Genomic DNA, 17947 nt, shown 5'->3' on the forward strand with positions numbered 1-17947 from the left:
ACCAGCAGGTCCAGTCCCTGCAGGGCCTGGACCTCCACGCCCTGGGCGGTGAAGATCCGCACCAGCCGGTCGCAGACGATCAGCGCGTCATGCCCGTAGACGGGCCGCTCCCGGCTCTCGGCGACGCGTCGCTCCAGGTCCGCCAGCGTCGCACCGCTCCGTGCCGCCGTCCCCGGTGTGTCCTGGCTCATTCCCGTTCCCCCATCCGCAGTTCCGTTCCCTCTCCCCGTCGCCCGGTCAGCCACGCCTGCCCCGCCAGCACCACGCAAGCCAGCACCACCAGCGCGGCCGACGGCAGCAGCAGCGACAGCGGGTCCGTACGCAGCACCGTCCCGGACACCCCGGTCACCGGCGCGGCCGCGGAGAAGGCGAGCGCGGTCAGATCCACCCCCTGACGCAGCAATGGGACCGTGGCCAGGCTGACCAGGATGCCGCCCAGGGCTCCCAGCAGGACCTGCGGCAGCATCTCCAGCACGGCCAGCCACTGCCGCTGAGGGCCCGTCATGCCCATCGTCCGCAGCCGCGCCAGCAACGCCTTGCGCTGCGGCGTGTGCACCATCAGGGAGAGCAACAGGGCCAGCGCGCTGTAGCCCGCGCCCGCCGCCACCGCCGCCAGGTAGACCCGCCGGGCGCCGGTCTGGAGTGCCGAGGAGGTGAACGACGCACGTTCCTCGGAGCGGAGGGCCACCGTCAGGTCGGCCGAGGCGGCGCGCGCGGCGGCGTTCAGCGCCCGTCCGTCCAGCCGCGGCCCCGTCACGTAGAGCGCGGTCGCGGCCTGGACAGGGGAGCGGGCGGTCTCGGGGTGCGTACGGGCCAGGCCGGCCGCGGAGACGACGACGAACTCGCCGCCCAGGACGGCGGGCGTCACGTCGCGCACCGCGGCCGTGCGCACCGGGGTCGCCCCGGCGAAGGCCTGCACGGACACGGTCGTCCTGCCGAACTCCCGTGCCAGCGCGGGGGAGACGATCGCGGGGAGAGGCCCGCTGCCGTCGCCCTCCAGTGTCGCGGCGGGGAAGGGGGTGCCGACGCCCGTGGCCGCCACCAGGGCGGCGTAGCGTGCCGGATCGACGACGACCAGGTCGTAGGAGGTACCGGCCGGCGCCGTCGACAGACCCGTCTCGATCCTCACGGGCGAGGTGCCGAGCACGCCGGGCACCCGCCGGACCCGCGCGTCCAGCCCCTCAGGGAGCGTGGTGAGGGACTCGATCCGGGCGTCGCCGCCGACCGCGCGCGTGGCGGCGCGGTCGCGGCCGCTCTCGACGCCGGTGAGGACCGAGCCGCCGAACGACGTCACGGCCAGCGCCACCAGCACGGCCACCAGCGGCAGCGCCGTGGCGGAGGGCGTACGGCCGGCCCGGGCCAGCCCCAGGTACAGCACCGTGCCCCGCATCCGGGCCGCGGGCCGGGACAGCAGCCGCAACGGAAGCGGGTACAGCCGGAGCAGGACCAGCGCCCCGATCACCGCGACCAGCACCGGTGCCGCGGCGGTCAGCACGTCCGCTCCGCCGTCCGCCGTGCCCCTGCGCCGCAGCGCCACGACCGCACCGGTCACGACGACCGCCACCGTCAGCTCCGCCACCGCCCGGCGGCGTGAGGGCCGGGCGTGCACGAGGTCGTCGCGCCGCTCCGGGCCCACCCGGCGGACGAGCGCCACCGCCCGCAGCGGCAGCGCCGGAACGGCGACCGCCGCCACCAGCACCCCGGCGAGCAGGGAGGTGGCGGAGCGCTCGGCCGGCACCAGCAGCAGCGCGAGCAGCACCCCGGCCGCCGTGCACGGGACGACCACGACAGCGCTCTCCGTCAGCAGCCGCGCGCACAGACCCCTCAGGCTGCTCCCGCGCGCCCGCAGCAGCCGCAGCTCGGTCCGGCGACGGGTCGCCGACAGGCCGCCCGCCATCAGCAGCACGATTCCTGCCACGGCGCCCACGCCCACCGTCGCGATCAGCACCAGTGGCGCGGCGGCCTCCCGCTCCCGTACGAACGGCCCCAGCAGCGCGGCGAGTCCGTCCTGACCCACGGTGACCGCCTGGCTTCCGGTCAGTATGCGCAGCTGGGTGGAGTCCGGTCCGCCCGACAGCGACGCCAGCCGGTCGCGCAGCGCGGGCACGTCGTGGGCGCTCAACGCGCCGACGTCGGCGGGGTGGTGCCAGTACAGGCGGGCGCCCTCCGGCAGGTCGAGCACCACGCCTCCGGCGTCCTGGCCGATGAGCGCGGTGAAGTGCCAGTAGTGCTCCGGGTCCTCACCCGGCGGGCCGGGGACGCTCACCAGGGTCGGGGCGAGCAGGTCCTGTTCGGCGTTCCAGAAGGCCTCGCCGGGCGAGTGGGGCTCGACGATCCCGGTGATCCGCACGGTCAGCCCGGCCCCGGTCGTGTCCATCAGGTGGACCGCGGAACCCGCGCGCAGGCCCATCACCTTCGCGGTCCGCGCGGTGACCACCGCCTCCACCTCGCGTTCCCCGGCGGTGGACGCCGGCATGCGCCCGGCGACGAGCCGGGAGCGGGCGGCGAGGGCCGGCTGGGAGATGAGCGTCGCCCGCGGATCGCGGTCCCTGGTCGGCCGGGGCAGGCCGGCATCGGTCGCCGCCGCGGCCTCGGCGTTGCGCACCCCGTACACCGTCTGCGCGGTGTCCAGGGCCAGCGGCGGCCGCACCACACTCCGGAACATGTCCTCGGTCCTGGCGAGTTCCCTCGCCTGGAACGGCGAACCGCCACCGCCCCGCACCCCGGAGAACGACAGGTCCAAGGTGGCCGTGACGCTGCGGTCGGTCAGGGAGGCCCGCCGGAGGGTGTCCCGCAGCGCGGCGTCCTCGTACGCCTCGACGGTGCGGGGCAGCGCCGCCGCGAGGAACGCGGTCACCAGTACCAGGGCGGCCAGCGCCAGCGCCCCACCGGGGGCGGCGCGCAGGCGGGAACCGGTCCACGACGCCGGCCGGGCGGTACGTACATCGGTCACGTCACTCCCCTCCCTGCCGGCGCAGCGCGCGGACCGGATCGGCCGTACGCAACGCCGCCACCGCCACCGCCAGCAGCGGCAGCACCGCCACCGCGGCCAGCAGTTCCAGCAACGGCACGGCGGGCAACTCCACCCGCACCTCGGGCACCGGGCTGTCCGCGCGTGCCGTCAGCACGATCAACGGCACGATCGACCGGGTCAGCGCCCCGCCCAGCAGCGCCCCGACCCCCACCGCCGTCAGCACCAGCAGCCCCTGCTCCGCCGCGACCACCCGGGCCAGCGACTTCCGCGGCGTGCCCAGCGCCCGCAGCAGTGCGAACTCCTCCGAGCGTTCCCGTACCGCTCCCGCCGCCGCGACCGCAAAACCCACCGCCGCCAGCACCGCGGCGGCCACCACCGCCGCCGGCAGGGCCGACAACGGACCCGCGCCCAGCGGGTCGCGCCGCAACTCCGCCCGTGCCTCGTCACGGACCACGATCGTGGCGGCGTCCCCCCGGGCGCGCAGCGCCGAGGCCACACGGGGCGCTCCGGCCGGGCCGGCGGCGAGCCACCACTCGGTGGGTTCCAGCCCGCGCTGGTCCTGGAAGACCAGGGCGCGGTTCAGGCTCGCCAGGTCCAGCAGGACGGCGCCGCCGCCGGTGCCCGTGGAGCCGTCCCGCCCGGTGGTGGGCAGTGCGTGGAGCGACCCCGTGATACGCAGGGACAGCCGTGTGCCGTCCAGTTCGACCGGGACGGTACTGCCGGGCTTCGCGTCGACGGCGCTCAGGAAGGCGTCGGTGACGACCGCGGGCAGCACCGTGGGCGGCCGCGGCCCCGCCCGCAGGGTGAGGGCGGCTCCGTCGGCGCCGTTGGGGACGCCCCGCTGGAAGGGTTCCTCGCCGGTGTCGTAGCGGACGGTCAGCGGGGTGTCCGCGGCGGAGCGCGGTTCGCCGGTGCGTGAGGGGCGGTAGCCGAGGCCGGGGGCCTCGGGGAAGTCGGGGTTGTCGATCTGCGTGCGGGCGGACCAGGCCGTCGTGGTGGGGGAGGGCACCTCGCGTGTGCCGTCGCCGGTGGTCACCGCGTGGACGTCGGTGACCGTCAGGCTGTGCCGCTCGTTCCGCCGGGGCACCAGGTACTCGGCCCGGAACCCGGTCAGACGCAGCGGCCCGGCCGGGCCCGCGCCACGCACCCGGCCCGTGACGGCCGCGAAGTCGGCCTCCAGCACGTGCCGTTCGCCGTCGGCCCGGACCTCGCCGAGGGAGAGCGTGTACGGGACGCCGTACCGGTCGGTCAGCGTCACGAACAGCTGGTCGGTCACCGTGCCGGCGACGGTGCGGTCCCCGGCCCCCAGTGACCGGAGAAGGACCGTCAGGCGGAGCCGGTCCGTGCCGACGGGCAGGACGAATCCGGCGCTGCGGGCGGCGGGGCCGCCGTCCGCACGCAGGGGTCGCACGAGGTCCGCGAGGGGCTCGGCGGACAGGTCGTCACGCAATCGCAGGACACGGGCGGCCGAGGTGCTGTCCACGGCCAGGACGGTGGCGTCGCGGTCGCGGGGCAGGGACACGGTGGCGCGGCCGGCGGGGGTGACGGCCGCGATGCCGGGTACGTCGTCGTAGACGCCGCCCTGCCCGAACGCGGGCGTGGCGGAACCGGACACGCGCAGGTCGGCGCCGACCGCGAAGTCCGCCTGGTCGTCCTGGGACCGGGTCCAGGTGCTGTTCTCGCCGATCGCGAACATGCTGATCGACACGGCGAAGACCAGCAGCAGGGCGGGCCCCGCCCCGCGGCCCGGGCGGCGTGCCAGCTGCCAGCCCACCAGGGACACCGGCAGCCCGCGGGCCTTCGCCGCGCGGCGCTCGCCGAGCCGGGCCGCCAGCGGCAGCAGCCGCAGCGCCAGCACCGCACCCGCCAGCAGGCACAGCGCGGGCGCCCCCACCAGGACCGGATCCAGACCCAGCCGTCCGGAGGTGTCCGTGCTGAGCGTCCCACTGCCCGCCTCGCGGCGGGACAACTGCCAGAACGCCAGGCCGGCCACGAGGACCAGGCCCGCGTCCGCACCCGCCTGCACGCCGGCGGGCAACGCCCGCCGGCGCCGCCGCGCCGTGTACTCCTGCGTGTACGTCCCCGTGCGCCGCAGTACGGGCCCGACGACGGCGAGACCGCAGGCCAGCGCGGTGAGCGCGGCCACCCACCAGGCCGTCAGCGGCGAGGGCTCCAGCCGTACCCCCGCCCGCGCCAGCGCCCCGTGACCGGCGAGCAGCCGCACCAGCCGGCCGGAGAGCAGCGGGGCCAGCACCACGGCCGGTACGGTCAGCAGCAGGGCCTCGGCCGTGGCGAAACCGGTCATCTGGGCGCGCGAGCCGCCGCGGGCCCGCAACTGCGCGGTCTCGGCGGAGCGTTCCTCCGCGAGCAGTCCGGCGACCAGGAGCAGGGAGAGAGCGGCCAGCAACATCAGCTGCAGAACGCTGATCAGCAGGGTCGACCGGCTCACCAGCAAGGTTCCGCGCAACTCCACCAGCAGATCGGGGAGTTCACTGCTCGCCACGACGGAGTTCGCGGCCTGCAGGGTGCCCAGGCGCTGCACCGTCCGCTGGACGCTCCCGCTGACGCCGTCGGCGCGGGCCGTGGTCATCGCGGCGAAGTCCCCCTGCGCCTGCCAGGCCATCTCCACGGCGGGGACCCCGCCGGGGCCGAAGGCCCCCGGGGAGGTGACCATCGGCCCGTACGTGGTGAAGGAGAGCGTCCGCACGCCGCGGCCGCCCAGCGGGTCGAGCCGCCAGTACAGGGCATATCGGTCGACCGGCCGGTATGTCCCCGTCACGCGGACCCGCAGCGTGCCGTGGCGCAGCCGGTCGGTCAGGGTGAGCACCTGCCCGGTGCGCACCTTCAGCGCTTCCGCGGCCGCCTCGGGCAGCGCCACCGGGACCGGTCCGCCGGCCGCCGGGGCACCGGGGAAGGTGCCCTCGGCCATGGTCACCCGCGCCCGGTCCAGCGTCGACAGCACCGTCAGGTCCGGGTCCCCGGTGCGCGGGGCTCCGCGCGGCCGCAGGGTCATCGGCAGTCCGTACGGGCCGGAACGGGTGACCCCGGTGACGGACACCGGCAGGCCGTCGTAGGCGCCGACGACCGTGGCACGCACGGCCCCGTCGGCCGCGCCCGGGTCCTTGCCGTCGACGTCGGCGGTGATCCCGACCAGTGTCCGTGCCGCCGACTGCTCCTGCAGCGCGCGCCGCAGACCGGCGTCCCCCACGGCCGAGCTGAACGCGGCGAGCGCGGCGACCGCGCAGGTGGTGAGGAGCACGGAGAGCAGGGCGGCGGCGAGCAGCAGACGGTGTGCGCGCAGACGCAGGAACACGAACCCCGGCACCATGCCCCCCGTTCTCGATGGCCCGTGCAATGAGATTGGCACAGACTACGCCCACCCGGCCCCGGGGCTAAGGGCCCGGCCGTCACCGGTTCCGTCCCCAACACACCTGACTCCGATCGCCGTTGATGAGGCAGATGGGACGGCGCCTCCCGGCCGCGGCCGGGAGGCGCCGTGGTCGGCGTCGCTCAGCGGGCGCTGTGCTGGGCGCGCTGGTAGAGCGGCCCGGTGACGGCCGAGGTGAACTGCGGGCCCACCAGGTGCCGTGTGCAGCCCGGGGCCGGATCCCAGGGGTCGCAGGCGTTGCCCGCGACGTCGATCCGGCTGCCCTCGGAGTTGTCGCCGACGACGGTGCCCAGACCGGACTCCGGGTCGAGACCGGCTATCCGCGGGCCCCCGCTGGAGCCGCCGCCCATGATGCACTCGGTCCCCCACAGCCCCTTCGCCGCGGGGTACTCGGGGGTGCCGACGACCTGCTCGGCCCGTCCGGTGCAGTAGGCGAGCCGCTCGCCGGTGTACTCGGGAAGGCCCTCGCGCTCCGGGTCCGAGGCCGCGCGGGGGTAACCGAACTGGTGGACCAGCCGGTCGCCGGGCCGGTCGAAGCCGATCCTCTGCGCCGCGCCGGCCGCGGCCTGGACGGTCCGGCCCCGCGCGTCCGTGTTGAGGACCACGAACGCCTGGTCGTAGGCGCCGTAGACCTCACCGTGCTGCTGGTCGTTCTCCAGCCAGGTCGGGGCGACGACCCCCAGCCGGCCGGTGAACTTCCCGTAGGGCGCCCGTCCGTCGCGGTAGCCGGGCACGAACAGCACGTTCCGCGTCCACTGGTTGTCCTCACCGATGAGGTCGGTGTTGTTCACGCAGTGCCCCGCGGTGACCACGGTGCTGCCGTTGGCGCTGTCGACGACGGTGGCGGTGCAACTGGAGTCCTCGCCGTGGTCGGTGAAGAACAGCCGGCCCACCGTACGGCCGAGGGCGCTCGGCCCCGTCCACGGGGCGCCGTCGGGACCGCTCTTGGGCGGGTTGCCCGACGAGGGCTGGGTCAGCGCCGCGATCCGCTCCGGCGTCCAGTAGCCGAGGACCGCCTGCCGCTCGGCCCGGGTGACCGCCTGGTCGTGGACGGCCACGGCGGCCGTGGACGGCTGGACGGCGCCGGCGGCCGACGCCTCCGGGGCCGTGACGAGCACGGCCGCGGCGACGAGGGCGGCCGCCAGGAGCGGCCGGTGGAGGTGCGCGGAAGGGGGTACCTGACGTGACGGCATGCTGCTCCTCGGGACGTCGATCGCACTGCCCCGCAGGCCGCGTGCCGGTGACACGCGCCTGCGGGCAGAAGGACGTGCGATACAGACGTCCGGGAGGGGCAGTCGGTTGGGACCGGTCGCCAGCGCCTGCCGGCGGCCGCGGCTCAGGCCTTCGGCTGGGTGAAGCGGATGCTGTTGCCGAAGGGGTCGCGCAGGCCGCAGTCGATCCCGTACGGGCGCTCGGTCGGCTCCTCGGTGAACTCCACGCCCAGGTCCCGGAGCGTCTCGTACGTCTTGCGGCAGTCGTCGGTGCTGAAGATCAGGTGGCCGCCCGTGGCGCCCTTGGCGACCAGCTCGCGGACCTGCTGCGCGGTCTCCTCGGACATCGCCGGCGGGCCCGGCTTCTCCAGCAGGATCTGGCGCTCCGGGTGGCCGGGGACGTTCACCGTGAGCCAGCGCATGAAGCCCAGGTCGACGTCCGCGTTCACCTCCAGGCCGAGCTTGCCGACGTAGAAGTCGAGGGCCTCGTCCTGGTCCAGGACGTAGATCTGCGAGTGCGTGATGGCGTTGAACATGTGCATCACGCTACTGGCCGGGCCGGGCGAAAACTTATCCAAAACTGCTCGGCCTGCCCGGCCCGCTCCGCCCGCGATCAGGCACGCGGCCGCATCCACGCCTTCGCGAAGCACGTCGGCACGTCCATGGCGGTCGCCTGCTTGCGGTACGCCCGCGGCGACGTGCCCACGATGTCGCGGAAGGTGCGGCTGAAGGTCCCCGTGCTGCCGAAGCCGACCTCGAAGCAGATGTCCGTCACGCTGCGGTCGCTCTCCCGCAGCAGGAACATCGCCCGCTCCACGCGGCGGCGCTGCAGGTAGCGGTGCGGCGTCTCCCCGAAGGTGGCCCGGAAGGTGCGGGTGAAGTGCGCCTGCGACACATGGGCGATCCGGGCCAGCGCCGGAACGTCCAGCGGCTGCGCGTACGCACGGTCCATCGCGTCCCGTGCCCGGAGCATCCGGCGGTTGGTCTCTTCTGCGGCGCGGCTCACGGAGCCCATGAGACCACACACCCCCGGCGCCCCGGACCGGGGCGCCGGGGGTGTGCGGAACGCCCACCGTCAGACCGGATCACCAGGACCGGCACCGATCGGGCGACTCGGGCGACTCGGGCGACTCGGACGGCCGGGCGGCCGGGCGGCCGGGCGGCCCGGTCGAGCCCCAGGGCCGAGGTACGGGTCGGGCAGTGCGGGGAGCCGGGCGGACGACCTTGGCCGTCCCGGCACGGGTCCGTCCCCCAGGCGCAGTCCTCGGCAGGGATCACCGTGACCGTCGCCATGCCGTGCGAGGCGAAGCAGTTGTCGTTCCCGTTGTACGCGGCCGTGATAAGCCGCCGCTCCGGGACGGCGGGCGGGTCGTCCAGGGACCCGTGCGGACGCCTCAGTGCCCGCCCGCCGGTGCGCCGCCCATCATCCGCAGCATCCGCCGGCCGCCCGTGCCGAGGAAGCGGGCCAGCAGCACGGCGGCGAGCGCGAGGAAGGCGATGTTGAGCCAGGTGGTGTAGTCCCAGTGGACGCCGCCGCCGGGGACGTGGGCGCTCGACCGGTCGGGGATCAGACCGAGCGCGCCGAAGAGCACCTCGACGACGTAGCCGGCGACGGCCATGGCGACGTAGAAGGTCCACAGGACCAGCAGGGCCGTGCGGCGGCCGTAGTACTTCCGGTAGATGTTCAGGATCGGCAGGATCAGCAGGTCGGCGAAGATGAACGACACCACGCCGCCGAAACTGATGCCCCCGGTCCACAGGACCACCGCGAGGGGCACGTTGCCGACCGAGCAGACGAACGAGGCCATGGCGACGAGCGGCCCGATCAGCGGGCCCCACAGCTTCGCGGCGAGCGGATGCCCCTCGAAGAAGAAGGCCTGCCAGAAGGAGTCCGGCACCCAGGCGGCGACGGCGCCGGCGATGAGCAGGCCGAGCACGAGGTCGCGCAGGATCGCCGCCCACTCCATCACGAAGACGTGCGACGTGGCGGTGAAGCCCTCGGGGGACAGCAGGCGTCGCAGGAACGGGCCCTCGTGGCGCACGGACATGTCCATCGCCGCGTGCCCCTCCATGGACCCGGCGAGCCCGCGGTCGGCCTGGGCGCGGGCCTCCCGCAGCAGGTCCGGCCGGAGCAGGCGCCGGAAGAACAGCGCGAGGACGACGATCATGACCGGCCCGCCGACGAACTCCGCCACCGTGAACTGCCAGCCCAGGAGCAGGGCCAGCAGGACGCCGAGTTCGACCACGAGGTTGGTGGAGGCGATCTCGAAGGCCATCGCCGCCGTGAAGCTCGCCCCCTTGCGGAAGAGCGAGCGGGCGAGGGCGACGGCGGCGTAGGAGCAGGACGAGGACGCCGCGCCCAGGCCCGCGGCGATCACCAGCGTCCGGGGCCGGTCGTCACCGAGCAGGCCGACGACGCCCTGCTTGCGGGCCACGGCCTGGACGACCGCGGACAGCGCGAAACCGAGGATCAGAGCCCAGGTGATGTCCCAGGTCATGGCGAACGTGATGGACAGGGCGTGGAGGACGGCGTCCATGCGGTCAGACCGCGACCGGGGCCGGTTCGCAACGCTCCATCAGGTGCGCCGCGGTGTCCGGGGCGAAGAGCGCGGCGGCGGCCGGGGAGGGGGTGCGGCGCAGGCGGCGCGGACGGGTGAGGCCGTCCAGGACGTCGATCAGCGTCCAGGGGTCGGTGGCGAAGCGGGTCAGACCGAGCGCCGCCATCTGGTGCGCCCCGGCCTTGCCGTGGCCCGGGATGGGGCGGTAGCCGACGACGGGCAGTCCCATGGCCAGTGCTTCGAGCGCGGTCTGCCCCGCGGCGTTGTCCACCAGCGCGTCCGCCGCGCTCATCAGCGCGGGCATGTCCCGCTCCCAGCCCAGCGCGAGCGTCCCGGGGACGCGGGAGAGCCGGGCCCGCAGCCGCCGGTTCTCGCCGCACAGCGCCACCGGCAGGAAACCGGCCCGCGCGAGCAGGGCGGCCGTGTCCGCCAGGTGCGTGCCGGCGCCCCAGGCGCCCGCGGAGAGCAGGACGACCGGCCGGTCCGGCGCCCGGGAACGGAACACCCGGTGCCAGGGCCCGGCGTCCGGGGCGGGCGCCAGGAAGCGGGACGCGACCAGGGGACCGGTCGCGGCGGCCGGGCGGCCGGTGGCCTCCCGCACCCGGCGGGCGGCGCTTTCGGTGAGGCAGCAGTACAGGTCGTTGCCGGGGTGGAGCCACTGGCTGTGCACGTCGAAGTCCGTGACCACCACCGCGCTGGGCACCGCGAGCGTTCCGCGGGCCCGCATCCCGCCGGTGAGCTGCGCCGCCAGGTGGAACACCGGGACGACCAGCCCGGGCCGCTCGCGCCGGACGAGTTCGGCGAGCCCGCGCTCGGCGAGTCCGGCCAGCCCGGCCGGGCCGGGCGTGCGGCGTGACCCGCCGGGGCGCAGGAACGTCGCGTAGATGCCCGCGTAGAGCACCGGGAGGTGCAGGACCGTGGCGCGGTAGAAGGCGCGCAGCGCCGCGCCGGCGTGCGCGGGAAGGAGTTCCAGCACGTCGGCCCTGCGGGCCTGCCCGCCGCGCGCGGTGAGCCGTGCGACGAGCTCGTCGGCGACGGCGTCGTGACCGGCGCCCATGGCGGCGCTGAGCACGAGGAAGCGCCGGGGCGTACGGTCCGTCCGCCCGGTGTGCGTCACCGCGGCACCACGTCCCGTCGGGAGGGAACGGGCGGCGCTGCTGCGGGCACATCCGGCACGTGATCACCTCGTACACCAGTTGCGGACTACTCGGGTCTAACCGATTTGCCCCGTCTTGAAACGAACCGCCCCGCATCACGGGGCGACCCCCGCCCCTTGCCTCCCGGCCGGGTCGCCCACAGAGCCGGTCCGGCGATCGGGCGGTTTACTGAGACCGGAGGGGGACGTGCCCCGGGGGGAGCCGCACCGGCCATCCCGGGCGGCAGCTGCAGCGGCAGGGACGGAAAGCAGCGGCAGGGACAGAAAGCGATGCCATGACCTCTCACCCTCCCCAGGCGGTCTCCGGCGGCAAGGCGGTACGCGGCAAGCCCGTGCGCGGTCCGGCGGACCCGGGCGGCGGACCGGCCCCGGTCGCGCTGGTGACCGGGGCGTCCTCGGGCATCGGCGCCGCGGTCGCCGACCGCCTCGCCGCCGAGGGATGGCGGTTGCTGGTCAGCGGCCGCGACCACCAGCGTCTGCGGGCGGTCGCGGAGCGGACCTCCGGGACCGCGCTCCCCGCCGACCTGGAGGACCCGCAGGGCACCGGGCGGCTGGTGCGCGACGCCGCGCTCGTGACGGGCGGCCGGGTCGACCTGCTGGTGGCCGGGGCGGGCATCGGCTGGGCCGGTCCCTTCGCCTCGATGCCGCAGGGGGTCATCGAGCGGATCTTCATGGTGGACGTCGTCGCGGCGATGGAGCTGGTCCGCCGGGTGCTCCCGGGCATGCTGGCCCGGCGCAGCGGCCACATCGTGCTGATCGGCTCCTTCGCGGGCAGCGTCGGTGTCCGCGACGAGGCCGTGTACTCCGCGGCCAAGGCGGCGCTCGGCGCCTTCGCCGACTCGCTCCGCTACGAGCTGGCCGGCAGCGGGGTGCGCATCACCCATGTCATCCCGGGCGTCGTCGACACCCCGTTCTTCGCGACGCGGGGGGTGGCGTACACCCGTTCCCGGCCCCGACCGATGCCTGCCGAGCGGGTCGCCCGGGTGGTGACCGACGCGATCCGCAAGGGACGGGACGAGGTGTACGTCCCCCGCTGGCTGCGGATCCCGGTCGCCGTGCGCGGCGTCCTGCCCTGGGTCTACCGGCGTCTCGCGGGCAAGTACGGATGACGCGGTGCCCGCCCTGACCGTCGTGCTGGCACTGCTGGCGGCCCTCGCCAACGGCGCGGCCTCCGCTCTGCAGCGGCGCGCCGCCCTGCAGCAGCAGGAGGAAGAGGGCGCGGGGCACGGTCTGCGCGGGCGGCTGCGGCACCTGCTGCGACTGGTGCGGCGCCCGTTCTGGGCGGCCGGAATGGCGGCGCTCGTGGTCTCCGGGGTCCTGCAGGCCAGCGCCCTGGCGGTGGGGCAACTGTCGGTGGTGCAGCCGCTCATGGCCACCGAGCTGCTGTTCACCCTGATGGCGGGGAGCCTGGCGTTCTCCCGGCGGCCCGACGCCGGGACCTGGGTGTGGTTCCTGGCGCTGGCCGGCGGACTGGCCCTGTTCCTCGGTGCCGCGACGCCGTCCGGCGGGCAGGCGCAGGCCCTGCCCGGCACCTGGCCGCGCGCCGGTGTGCCGCTGGCGGTGCTGGTGCTCGTCCTGTGGCTCGTCGGGCGGGCGCTGAGCGGCGGTGCACGGGCCTGCGTCCTGGGGTGCGCCACGGCGGCCTGCTTCGCCTGCACGGCAGCGCTGATCAAGGACGTCACGGGTCGCATCCCCGAGGGCCTGCCGCGGGTGTTCGCCTCCTGGCAGCTGTACGCGGTGGGCGCGGTCGGCCTGCTCAGCCTGCTGCTGCTCCAGGTCACCCTGCGGGCCGGCAGCCTCGCGGCGTCCCAGCCGGCGCTCACCATCGGGGACGCGGTGGTGAGCGTGGCGCTGGGCTGGGTGCTCTTCGGGGAACGGATCGCGCTCGGGGCGCACGTCGTGCCCGAGGCGGCCGGCGTCGTCCTGATGGCCGCCGGAGCCGTCGGCCTGTCGCGCTCGCCCGCCGTGGCCGGCGGCTGGGACGTGCCGCGCGGGAAGCGTCCGGGCGCCCCGGAGGGCCGTCACCGTACCGTCCACGGGGGGCCGGGATGAGGCGCGGCGGCGACGTCCGGCGGGCGGCGCTGGCGGGGGGCGTCCTGGTGGCCGGCCACATCGTCCCGGCCGCCACCTGGCTGCCCGGGCTGCGCCGCCGGGCCTTCCCCGCCCTGGCCGGCCTCGGACGCCCCGACCACGTGGCCCTCACCTTCGACGACGGGCCCGATCCGGTCTCCACCCCGCGCTTCCTGGACGCCCTCGACGAACTCTCGGTCCGGGCCACCTTCTTCGTCCTGGGCGCGCGGGTGGGCGGCCACCCCCGGATCGTGCGCGAGGCCGTCCGGCGCGGCCACGAGATCGCCGTCCACGGCTGGACCCACGACCGCCCGTGGCTGCCCGGACCCGCCCGCGACCGGGCCGATCTGGCCCGCGCCGTCCGGGCGGTCCACGACGCCTGCGGCGCCGCGCCGGTCTGGTACCGCCCTCCGTACGGCATCCTCACCGGAGGACGCTGGGCGGCGGCCGCGTGCACCGGCCTGACCCCGGTCCTGTGGAGCGCCTGGGGCCGCGACTGGAGCACCGGCGCCACCGGGGAGTCCGTACTGGCGACCCTCCGGCCCGACCTGCGCGCGGGCGCCACCGTCCTGCTCCACGACAGCGACCACGCCTCCGCCCCGGGTTCCTGGCGCGCCACCCTCGCGGCGCTTCCCGCCCTGGTCACGACGTGCCGGGACGCCGGTCTGACGGTCGGGCCCCTCGTGGAGCACGGCGTCGGCGCGGGCGTTTGACGGTCGACCGGAGCCGACGGACACTCGATTGATAGGTGCCCGATACATATCACCGAGAGTGACAACCGCGCCGCGGAGCCGGCCAGGGCCAACCCGATCCGTGACGTCGCGAACGACGGACGGGCACAGCGATAGCCCGGAGGCATACGCATGTGCGGAATCGCCGGATGGATCTCGTTCCGCAGGGACCTGGGGAACGAGCAGGAAACAGTCGACGCGATGACCGAGACGATGGCCTGCCGTGGGCCTGACGACCGCGGCACGTGGGTCGACGGACCCGCCGCGCTCGGACACCGCAGGCTCGCGATCATCGACCTGCCGGGCGGCCGGCAGCCGATGAGCGCCGAGGCACCCGAGGGCGGCGCGGTGGCGATGGTGTACTCGGGTGAGGCCTACAACTTCACCGAACTGCGCAAGGAACTGACCGTGCGCGGCCACCGCTTCACCACCACCTCCGACACCGAAGTGGTGCTGCGCGGCTACCTGGAGTGGGGGGAGGGCGTCGCGGAACGGCTCAACGGCATGTACGCCTTCGCCATCTGGGACAGCCGCGAGCAGAAGCTCGTCATGATCCGCGACCGGATGGGGATCAAGCCGTTCTACTACTACCCGACCGACGACGGCGTGCTCTTCGGGTCCGAGCCCAAGGCGATCCTGGCCAACCCGCTCGTCCCTCGCCGCGTCACCCTGGACGGGCTGCGGGAGCTCTTCGCCTTCGTCAAGACGCCCGGTCACGCGATCTGGGACGGCATGCGCGAGGTCGAGCCCGGCACCGTCGTCACCGTCGGACGGGGTGGCATCCGCACCCACGTCTACTGGGCGCTGCGGACCGAGCCGCACACCGACGACAAGGAGACCTCGATCGCGCGCGTGCGCGAGCTGCTCGAGGACATCGTGCGGCGCCAGCTCGTCTCCGACGTGCCGCGCTGCACCCTGCTCTCCGGCGGTCTGGACTCCTCGGCGATGACGGCGATCGCGGCGCGGCAACTCGCCGACCAGGGCGAGAAGGTGCGCAGCTTCGCGGTCGACTTCGTCGGCCAGACCGAGCACTTCGTCCCCGACAGCCTGCGCGGGACGCCCGACACCCCGTTCGTCCACGACGTCGCCGAACTCTGCGGGACCGAGCACCAGGACATCGTCCTCGACTCCGACCAGCTCGCCGATCCGGACGTGCGGGCCAGGGTGATCCGCGCCCGTGACATCCCGGCCGGGCTCGGCGACATGGACTCCTCCCTCTACCTGCTGTTCAAGGCCATCCGGCAGCACTCGACCGTCGCGCTTTCCGGAGAGTCGGCCGACGAGGTCTTCGGCGGCTACCGCCAGTTCTTCGACGAGGAGGCCCGCAGGGCCGACACCTTCCCCTGGCTGGTGCGGTTCACGACGGAGTTCGGCGACGACGGCAACATCCTCACCGACCAGGTGGCCAAGTCACTGGACCTGGAGGGCTACGTCCACGACGGCTACCGCCGCGCGGTCGCCGGCGTCGAACGCCTCGACGACGATAGCGACTTCGAGTACCGGATGCGCGTCATCAGCCACCTCCACCTCACCCGCTTCGTGCGCATCCTCCTCGACCGCAAGGACCGGGCGAGCATGGCCAACGGGCTGGAGGTCAGGGTCCCGTTCTGCGACCACCGCCTGGTCCAGTACGTCTACAACGCGCCCTGGTCGCTGAAGTCCTTCGACGGCAGGGAGAAGAGCCTGCTGCGCGAGGCCACCGCGGACGTGCTGCCCCGCTCGGTCTACGACCGGGTGAAGAGCCCGTACCCCTCCACCCAGGACCCCAAGTACTTCGTCGCGCTCCAGGAGAACGCCAAGGACCTGCTGGCCAAGCCCACGCACCCGGTGTTCGACCTGGTCAGCCGGACCTGGCTGGAGGACGCGGTCAGGACCGACACCCCGGTCAGCACGCACGCCGCCCGGCACGGCCTGGAACGCGCCCTCGACCTGGCGCTGTGGATGGACCTGTACTCGCCCACGATCGGGATCCCCTGACCCGACGGAGACCACGCGAGGGGGCGGACGATGGCGGCGGTCGGTGAGGAAGACGCCCTGGACTTCGTGGTGTCCCTGCACCGCCTGGTGCGGCTGCTGCGCCGCGCCCGCCCCGAGCCGAAGGTCCAGCCGACCCCGCTCATCGTCCTCGCCCTGCTGAACCAGTACGGTCCCTCGCGCGTCGGCGTCCTCGCCGAGCGGGCCGCCTGCACCCAGCCCACGATCACCGCCGCGGTGACGCAACTGGAGGCGGCCGGGCTGGTCCGCCGCGAACCCGACCCGGCCGACGGCCGTGCCACACGGGTGGTCATGACCGCGCCGGGCCGGCGGGAACTCGTGCGGATGGCCCGCGGCGAGGCCGAGGCCCTCGCCGTGCGCCTGGGCACCCTGCCGCCGGAGGACGTGCGCAAGGTCCTCGAGGCGGGCCGTCTGCTGCGCCGCCTGACCGACCGCGACTGACACCCGGACGGCGCGGACCCCTCCGGACCTGGTTCATCGGCCCTCGCCGACCACAGGGCGTACGCCCCCGTGGTGAGGGCCGTCGGCACGTGCCTGCGCGCCTGCGCGGCGGACGGCAGCGTTCGCCCCGGGCTCGCCCCGCAGGACGTGCTGCTGCTGATGGGCTTCCTCTGGCGCGTCGGCGCCGACACCCGCGGCCGGGACCGGGGCCACCGCGTCACCGACCTGGTCGTCAACGGCCTGTGCCCCCCCGGCACATGGCCGGTCCTTGATCGACCGAGGCTAGTATGTGCGCGTCCGGACGCCGGGGTGGGGAGCTGGTCGTGGTCGAGATGACGGAGCGTCGCAGACGTGGAGCGGCGGCGGTGTTGGCGGGGGTCGCCGTGGTGCTCGTCCTCGGCGCCTGGGCGGGGCGTCGGGAGAGGCTCCGCTCGGGCGGCCTGCTGGTCGCGGTCCGGCTCCTGGACCATCCCTTGGTGTTCGGCATCGCGACGGGCGTGGTGCTGACAGCGGCGCTGATCCTCGCGGTGCGCGGCCCCGTCCTGCGCTCCCTGATCCTGGTGGCGGGCGTCTTCGGCACGCTGGCGCTCGGTGCGGCGATCTCCCTGTTCAGTCATGGCGGGGAGGAGACGATGAGCAAGGCGGCGCCCGGCCACCCCGACCGGGAGCTCGTGGTCGTGGAGGGGGCCGCCATGATCGACCCGCTGTGGTGGGTCTACGTCGACGAGGGGTCGTGGCTCACGGCACGCCGCTGGCGCGTCGGCTTCGTCAACGGCGACAGCTGTGACCTGGTCGCGGTGGAGTGGGACGGGCCGGACCGCGTCCGCGTGACCCTGGACGCCGGCGAGGGCGACGAGGTCCACGTGATCCGGCTCTCCCCGGCCGACGGCAGGCCCGACCGTACGGTGGACCGGGGCTGACGCGCCCGCACCTCAGGCCCGTTGCCGGGTCGCCGTCCCCACGGGGGACAGCGCCGTGCGGAGCGGCCGCCGCCCGGAGACGCCGAGACCTCGTCCACCGCAAGCGGCTCCCCGAGGGCGGTCACTTCGCCGCCTGGGAGCAGCCGGAGCTGTTCGTGAACGAGGTCCGCGCGGGCTTCCGCCCGATGCGCCGACCGCGCCCGGGTTGCGGAATCCCACGGTCCTCGCGGACGGTGGGATTCCGGGCCGCACGACCGAGGAGGAGGTGCCGCCATGGACGTCCCGACCCTGGCCGGGCTCCTGCACGAGACCGAGGAGCGCCACGGCGCGTACGAGGCGATCGCTCCGGAGCACCACTGGTGGGACTGGTACGCCGCCTACCTGTTCGCCCGTGAGCAGGGCCGTACCCCCGACGAGGCCGCCCGTGAGGCCGCGGCCCACATGCAGGCGCTGCTGGGCTAGGCCGTGTCGTCACATGCCCGCCCCCAACCTTCGGCCGGGGG

General features: G+C 74.8%; 15 protein-coding genes and 1 pseudogene. 8 read left to right on the forward strand and 8 right to left on the reverse strand.

The genetic code is table 11. The features are described from left to right. From PV350_RS33655 to PV350_RS33690, 8 genes and pseudogenes are all read right to left on the reverse strand, one after another. Positions 1 to 191: pseudogene (locus PV350_RS33655) on the reverse strand (ABC transporter ATP-binding protein); the annotation flags it as partial. Further along, a complete protein-coding gene (locus PV350_RS33660) occupies positions 188 to 2953 on the reverse strand; it encodes a hypothetical protein (RefSeq protein WP_500337422.1) in 2766 nt (921 codons plus the stop codon). The gene PV350_RS33660 and the pseudogene PV350_RS33655, both read right to left, overlap by 4 nt. Before the next feature lies 1 nt (position 2954). Next, a complete protein-coding gene (locus PV350_RS33665; protein ID WP_500337423.1) occupies positions 2955 to 6287 on the reverse strand; it encodes an ABC transporter permease in 3333 nt (1110 codons plus the stop codon). A gap of 197 nt (positions 6288 to 6484) precedes the next feature. Further along, on the reverse strand, positions 6485 to 7555 hold the full coding sequence (locus PV350_RS33670) for a trypsin-like serine peptidase (protein ID WP_500337424.1): 1071 nt from the start codon (positions 7553 to 7555) through the stop codon (positions 6485 to 6487). Between the two features lie 143 nt (positions 7556 to 7698). Next, on the reverse strand, positions 7699 to 8109 hold the full coding sequence (locus PV350_RS33675; RefSeq protein ID WP_499515758.1) for a VOC family protein: 411 nt from the start codon (positions 8107 to 8109) through the stop codon (positions 7699 to 7701). A 77-nt stretch (positions 8110 to 8186) separates the two neighbouring features. Then, positions 8187 to 8588 (reverse strand): helix-turn-helix domain-containing protein, encoded by a 402-nt coding sequence (locus tag PV350_RS33680; RefSeq protein ID WP_500337425.1) that lies wholly within the window; start codon positions 8586 to 8588, stop codon positions 8187 to 8189. 379 nt (positions 8589 to 8967) lie between these two features. Further along, positions 8968 to 10110, reverse strand: a complete 1143-nt coding sequence (locus tag PV350_RS33685) for a permease (RefSeq protein ID WP_499515760.1) — start codon at positions 10108 to 10110, stop codon at positions 8968 to 8970. Between the two features lie 4 nt (positions 10111 to 10114). Then, complete coding sequence (locus PV350_RS33690; protein ID WP_499517019.1) at positions 10115 to 11188, reverse strand: MGDG synthase family glycosyltransferase; 1074 nt, start codon at positions 11186 to 11188, stop codon at positions 10115 to 10117. Between the two features lie 374 nt (positions 11189 to 11562). On the opposite strand from PV350_RS33690, the gene PV350_RS33695 reads away from it, so the two are divergent. The 8 genes from PV350_RS33695 to PV350_RS33730 all read left to right on the forward strand — a co-directional run bounded on the left by PV350_RS33695 (position 11563) and on the right by PV350_RS33730 (position 17906). After that, complete coding sequence (locus PV350_RS33695) at positions 11563 to 12396, forward strand: SDR family NAD(P)-dependent oxidoreductase (protein ID WP_499515761.1); 834 nt, start codon at positions 11563 to 11565, stop codon at positions 12394 to 12396. A 4-nt stretch (positions 12397 to 12400) separates the two neighbouring features. Then, on the forward strand, positions 12401 to 13339 hold the full coding sequence (locus PV350_RS33700) for a DMT family transporter (RefSeq protein WP_499515762.1): 939 nt from the start codon (positions 12401 to 12403) through the stop codon (positions 13337 to 13339). Further along, positions 13336 to 14070 (forward strand): polysaccharide deacetylase family protein, encoded by a 735-nt coding sequence (locus PV350_RS33705; RefSeq protein ID WP_499515763.1) that lies wholly within the window; start codon positions 13336 to 13338, stop codon positions 14068 to 14070. Before PV350_RS33700 ends, PV350_RS33705 begins: the two co-directional genes overlap by 4 nt. Positions 14071 to 14220: 150 nt before the next feature. Then, the gene (asnB, locus tag PV350_RS33710) at positions 14221 to 16065 is read left to right on the forward strand and encodes an asparagine synthase (glutamine-hydrolyzing) (RefSeq protein WP_500337426.1); all 1845 of its coding nucleotides are present in this window, start codon (positions 14221 to 14223) and stop codon (positions 16063 to 16065) included. A 30-nt stretch (positions 16066 to 16095) separates the two neighbouring features. Further along, complete coding sequence (locus PV350_RS33715; protein WP_500337427.1) at positions 16096 to 16524, forward strand: MarR family winged helix-turn-helix transcriptional regulator; 429 nt, start codon at positions 16096 to 16098, stop codon at positions 16522 to 16524. Between the two features lie 72 nt (positions 16525 to 16596). Continuing rightward, positions 16597 to 16860 carry a hypothetical protein gene (locus PV350_RS33720; protein ID WP_500337428.1) on the forward strand — a complete coding sequence of 88 codons (264 nt, stop codon included), beginning with the start codon at positions 16597 to 16599 and terminating at the stop codon, positions 16858 to 16860. Continuing rightward, positions 16848 to 17444, forward strand: a complete 597-nt coding sequence (locus tag PV350_RS33725; protein ID WP_499515767.1) for a hypothetical protein — start codon at positions 16848 to 16850, stop codon at positions 17442 to 17444. The genes PV350_RS33720 and PV350_RS33725 overlap by 13 nt, the downstream gene beginning before the upstream one ends. Before the next feature lie 273 nt (positions 17445 to 17717). Further along, entirely contained in the window at positions 17718 to 17906 is a 189-nt protein-coding gene (locus PV350_RS33730) for a bleomycin resistance protein (protein WP_499515768.1), read from the forward strand. The last annotated feature ends 41 nt before the right edge of the window (positions 17907 to 17947 follow it).

The sequence above is a fragment of the Streptomyces sp. PA03-6a genome, assembly GCF_033792765.1.
GTDB lineage: Bacteria > Actinomycetota > Actinomycetes > Streptomycetales > Streptomycetaceae > Actinacidiphila.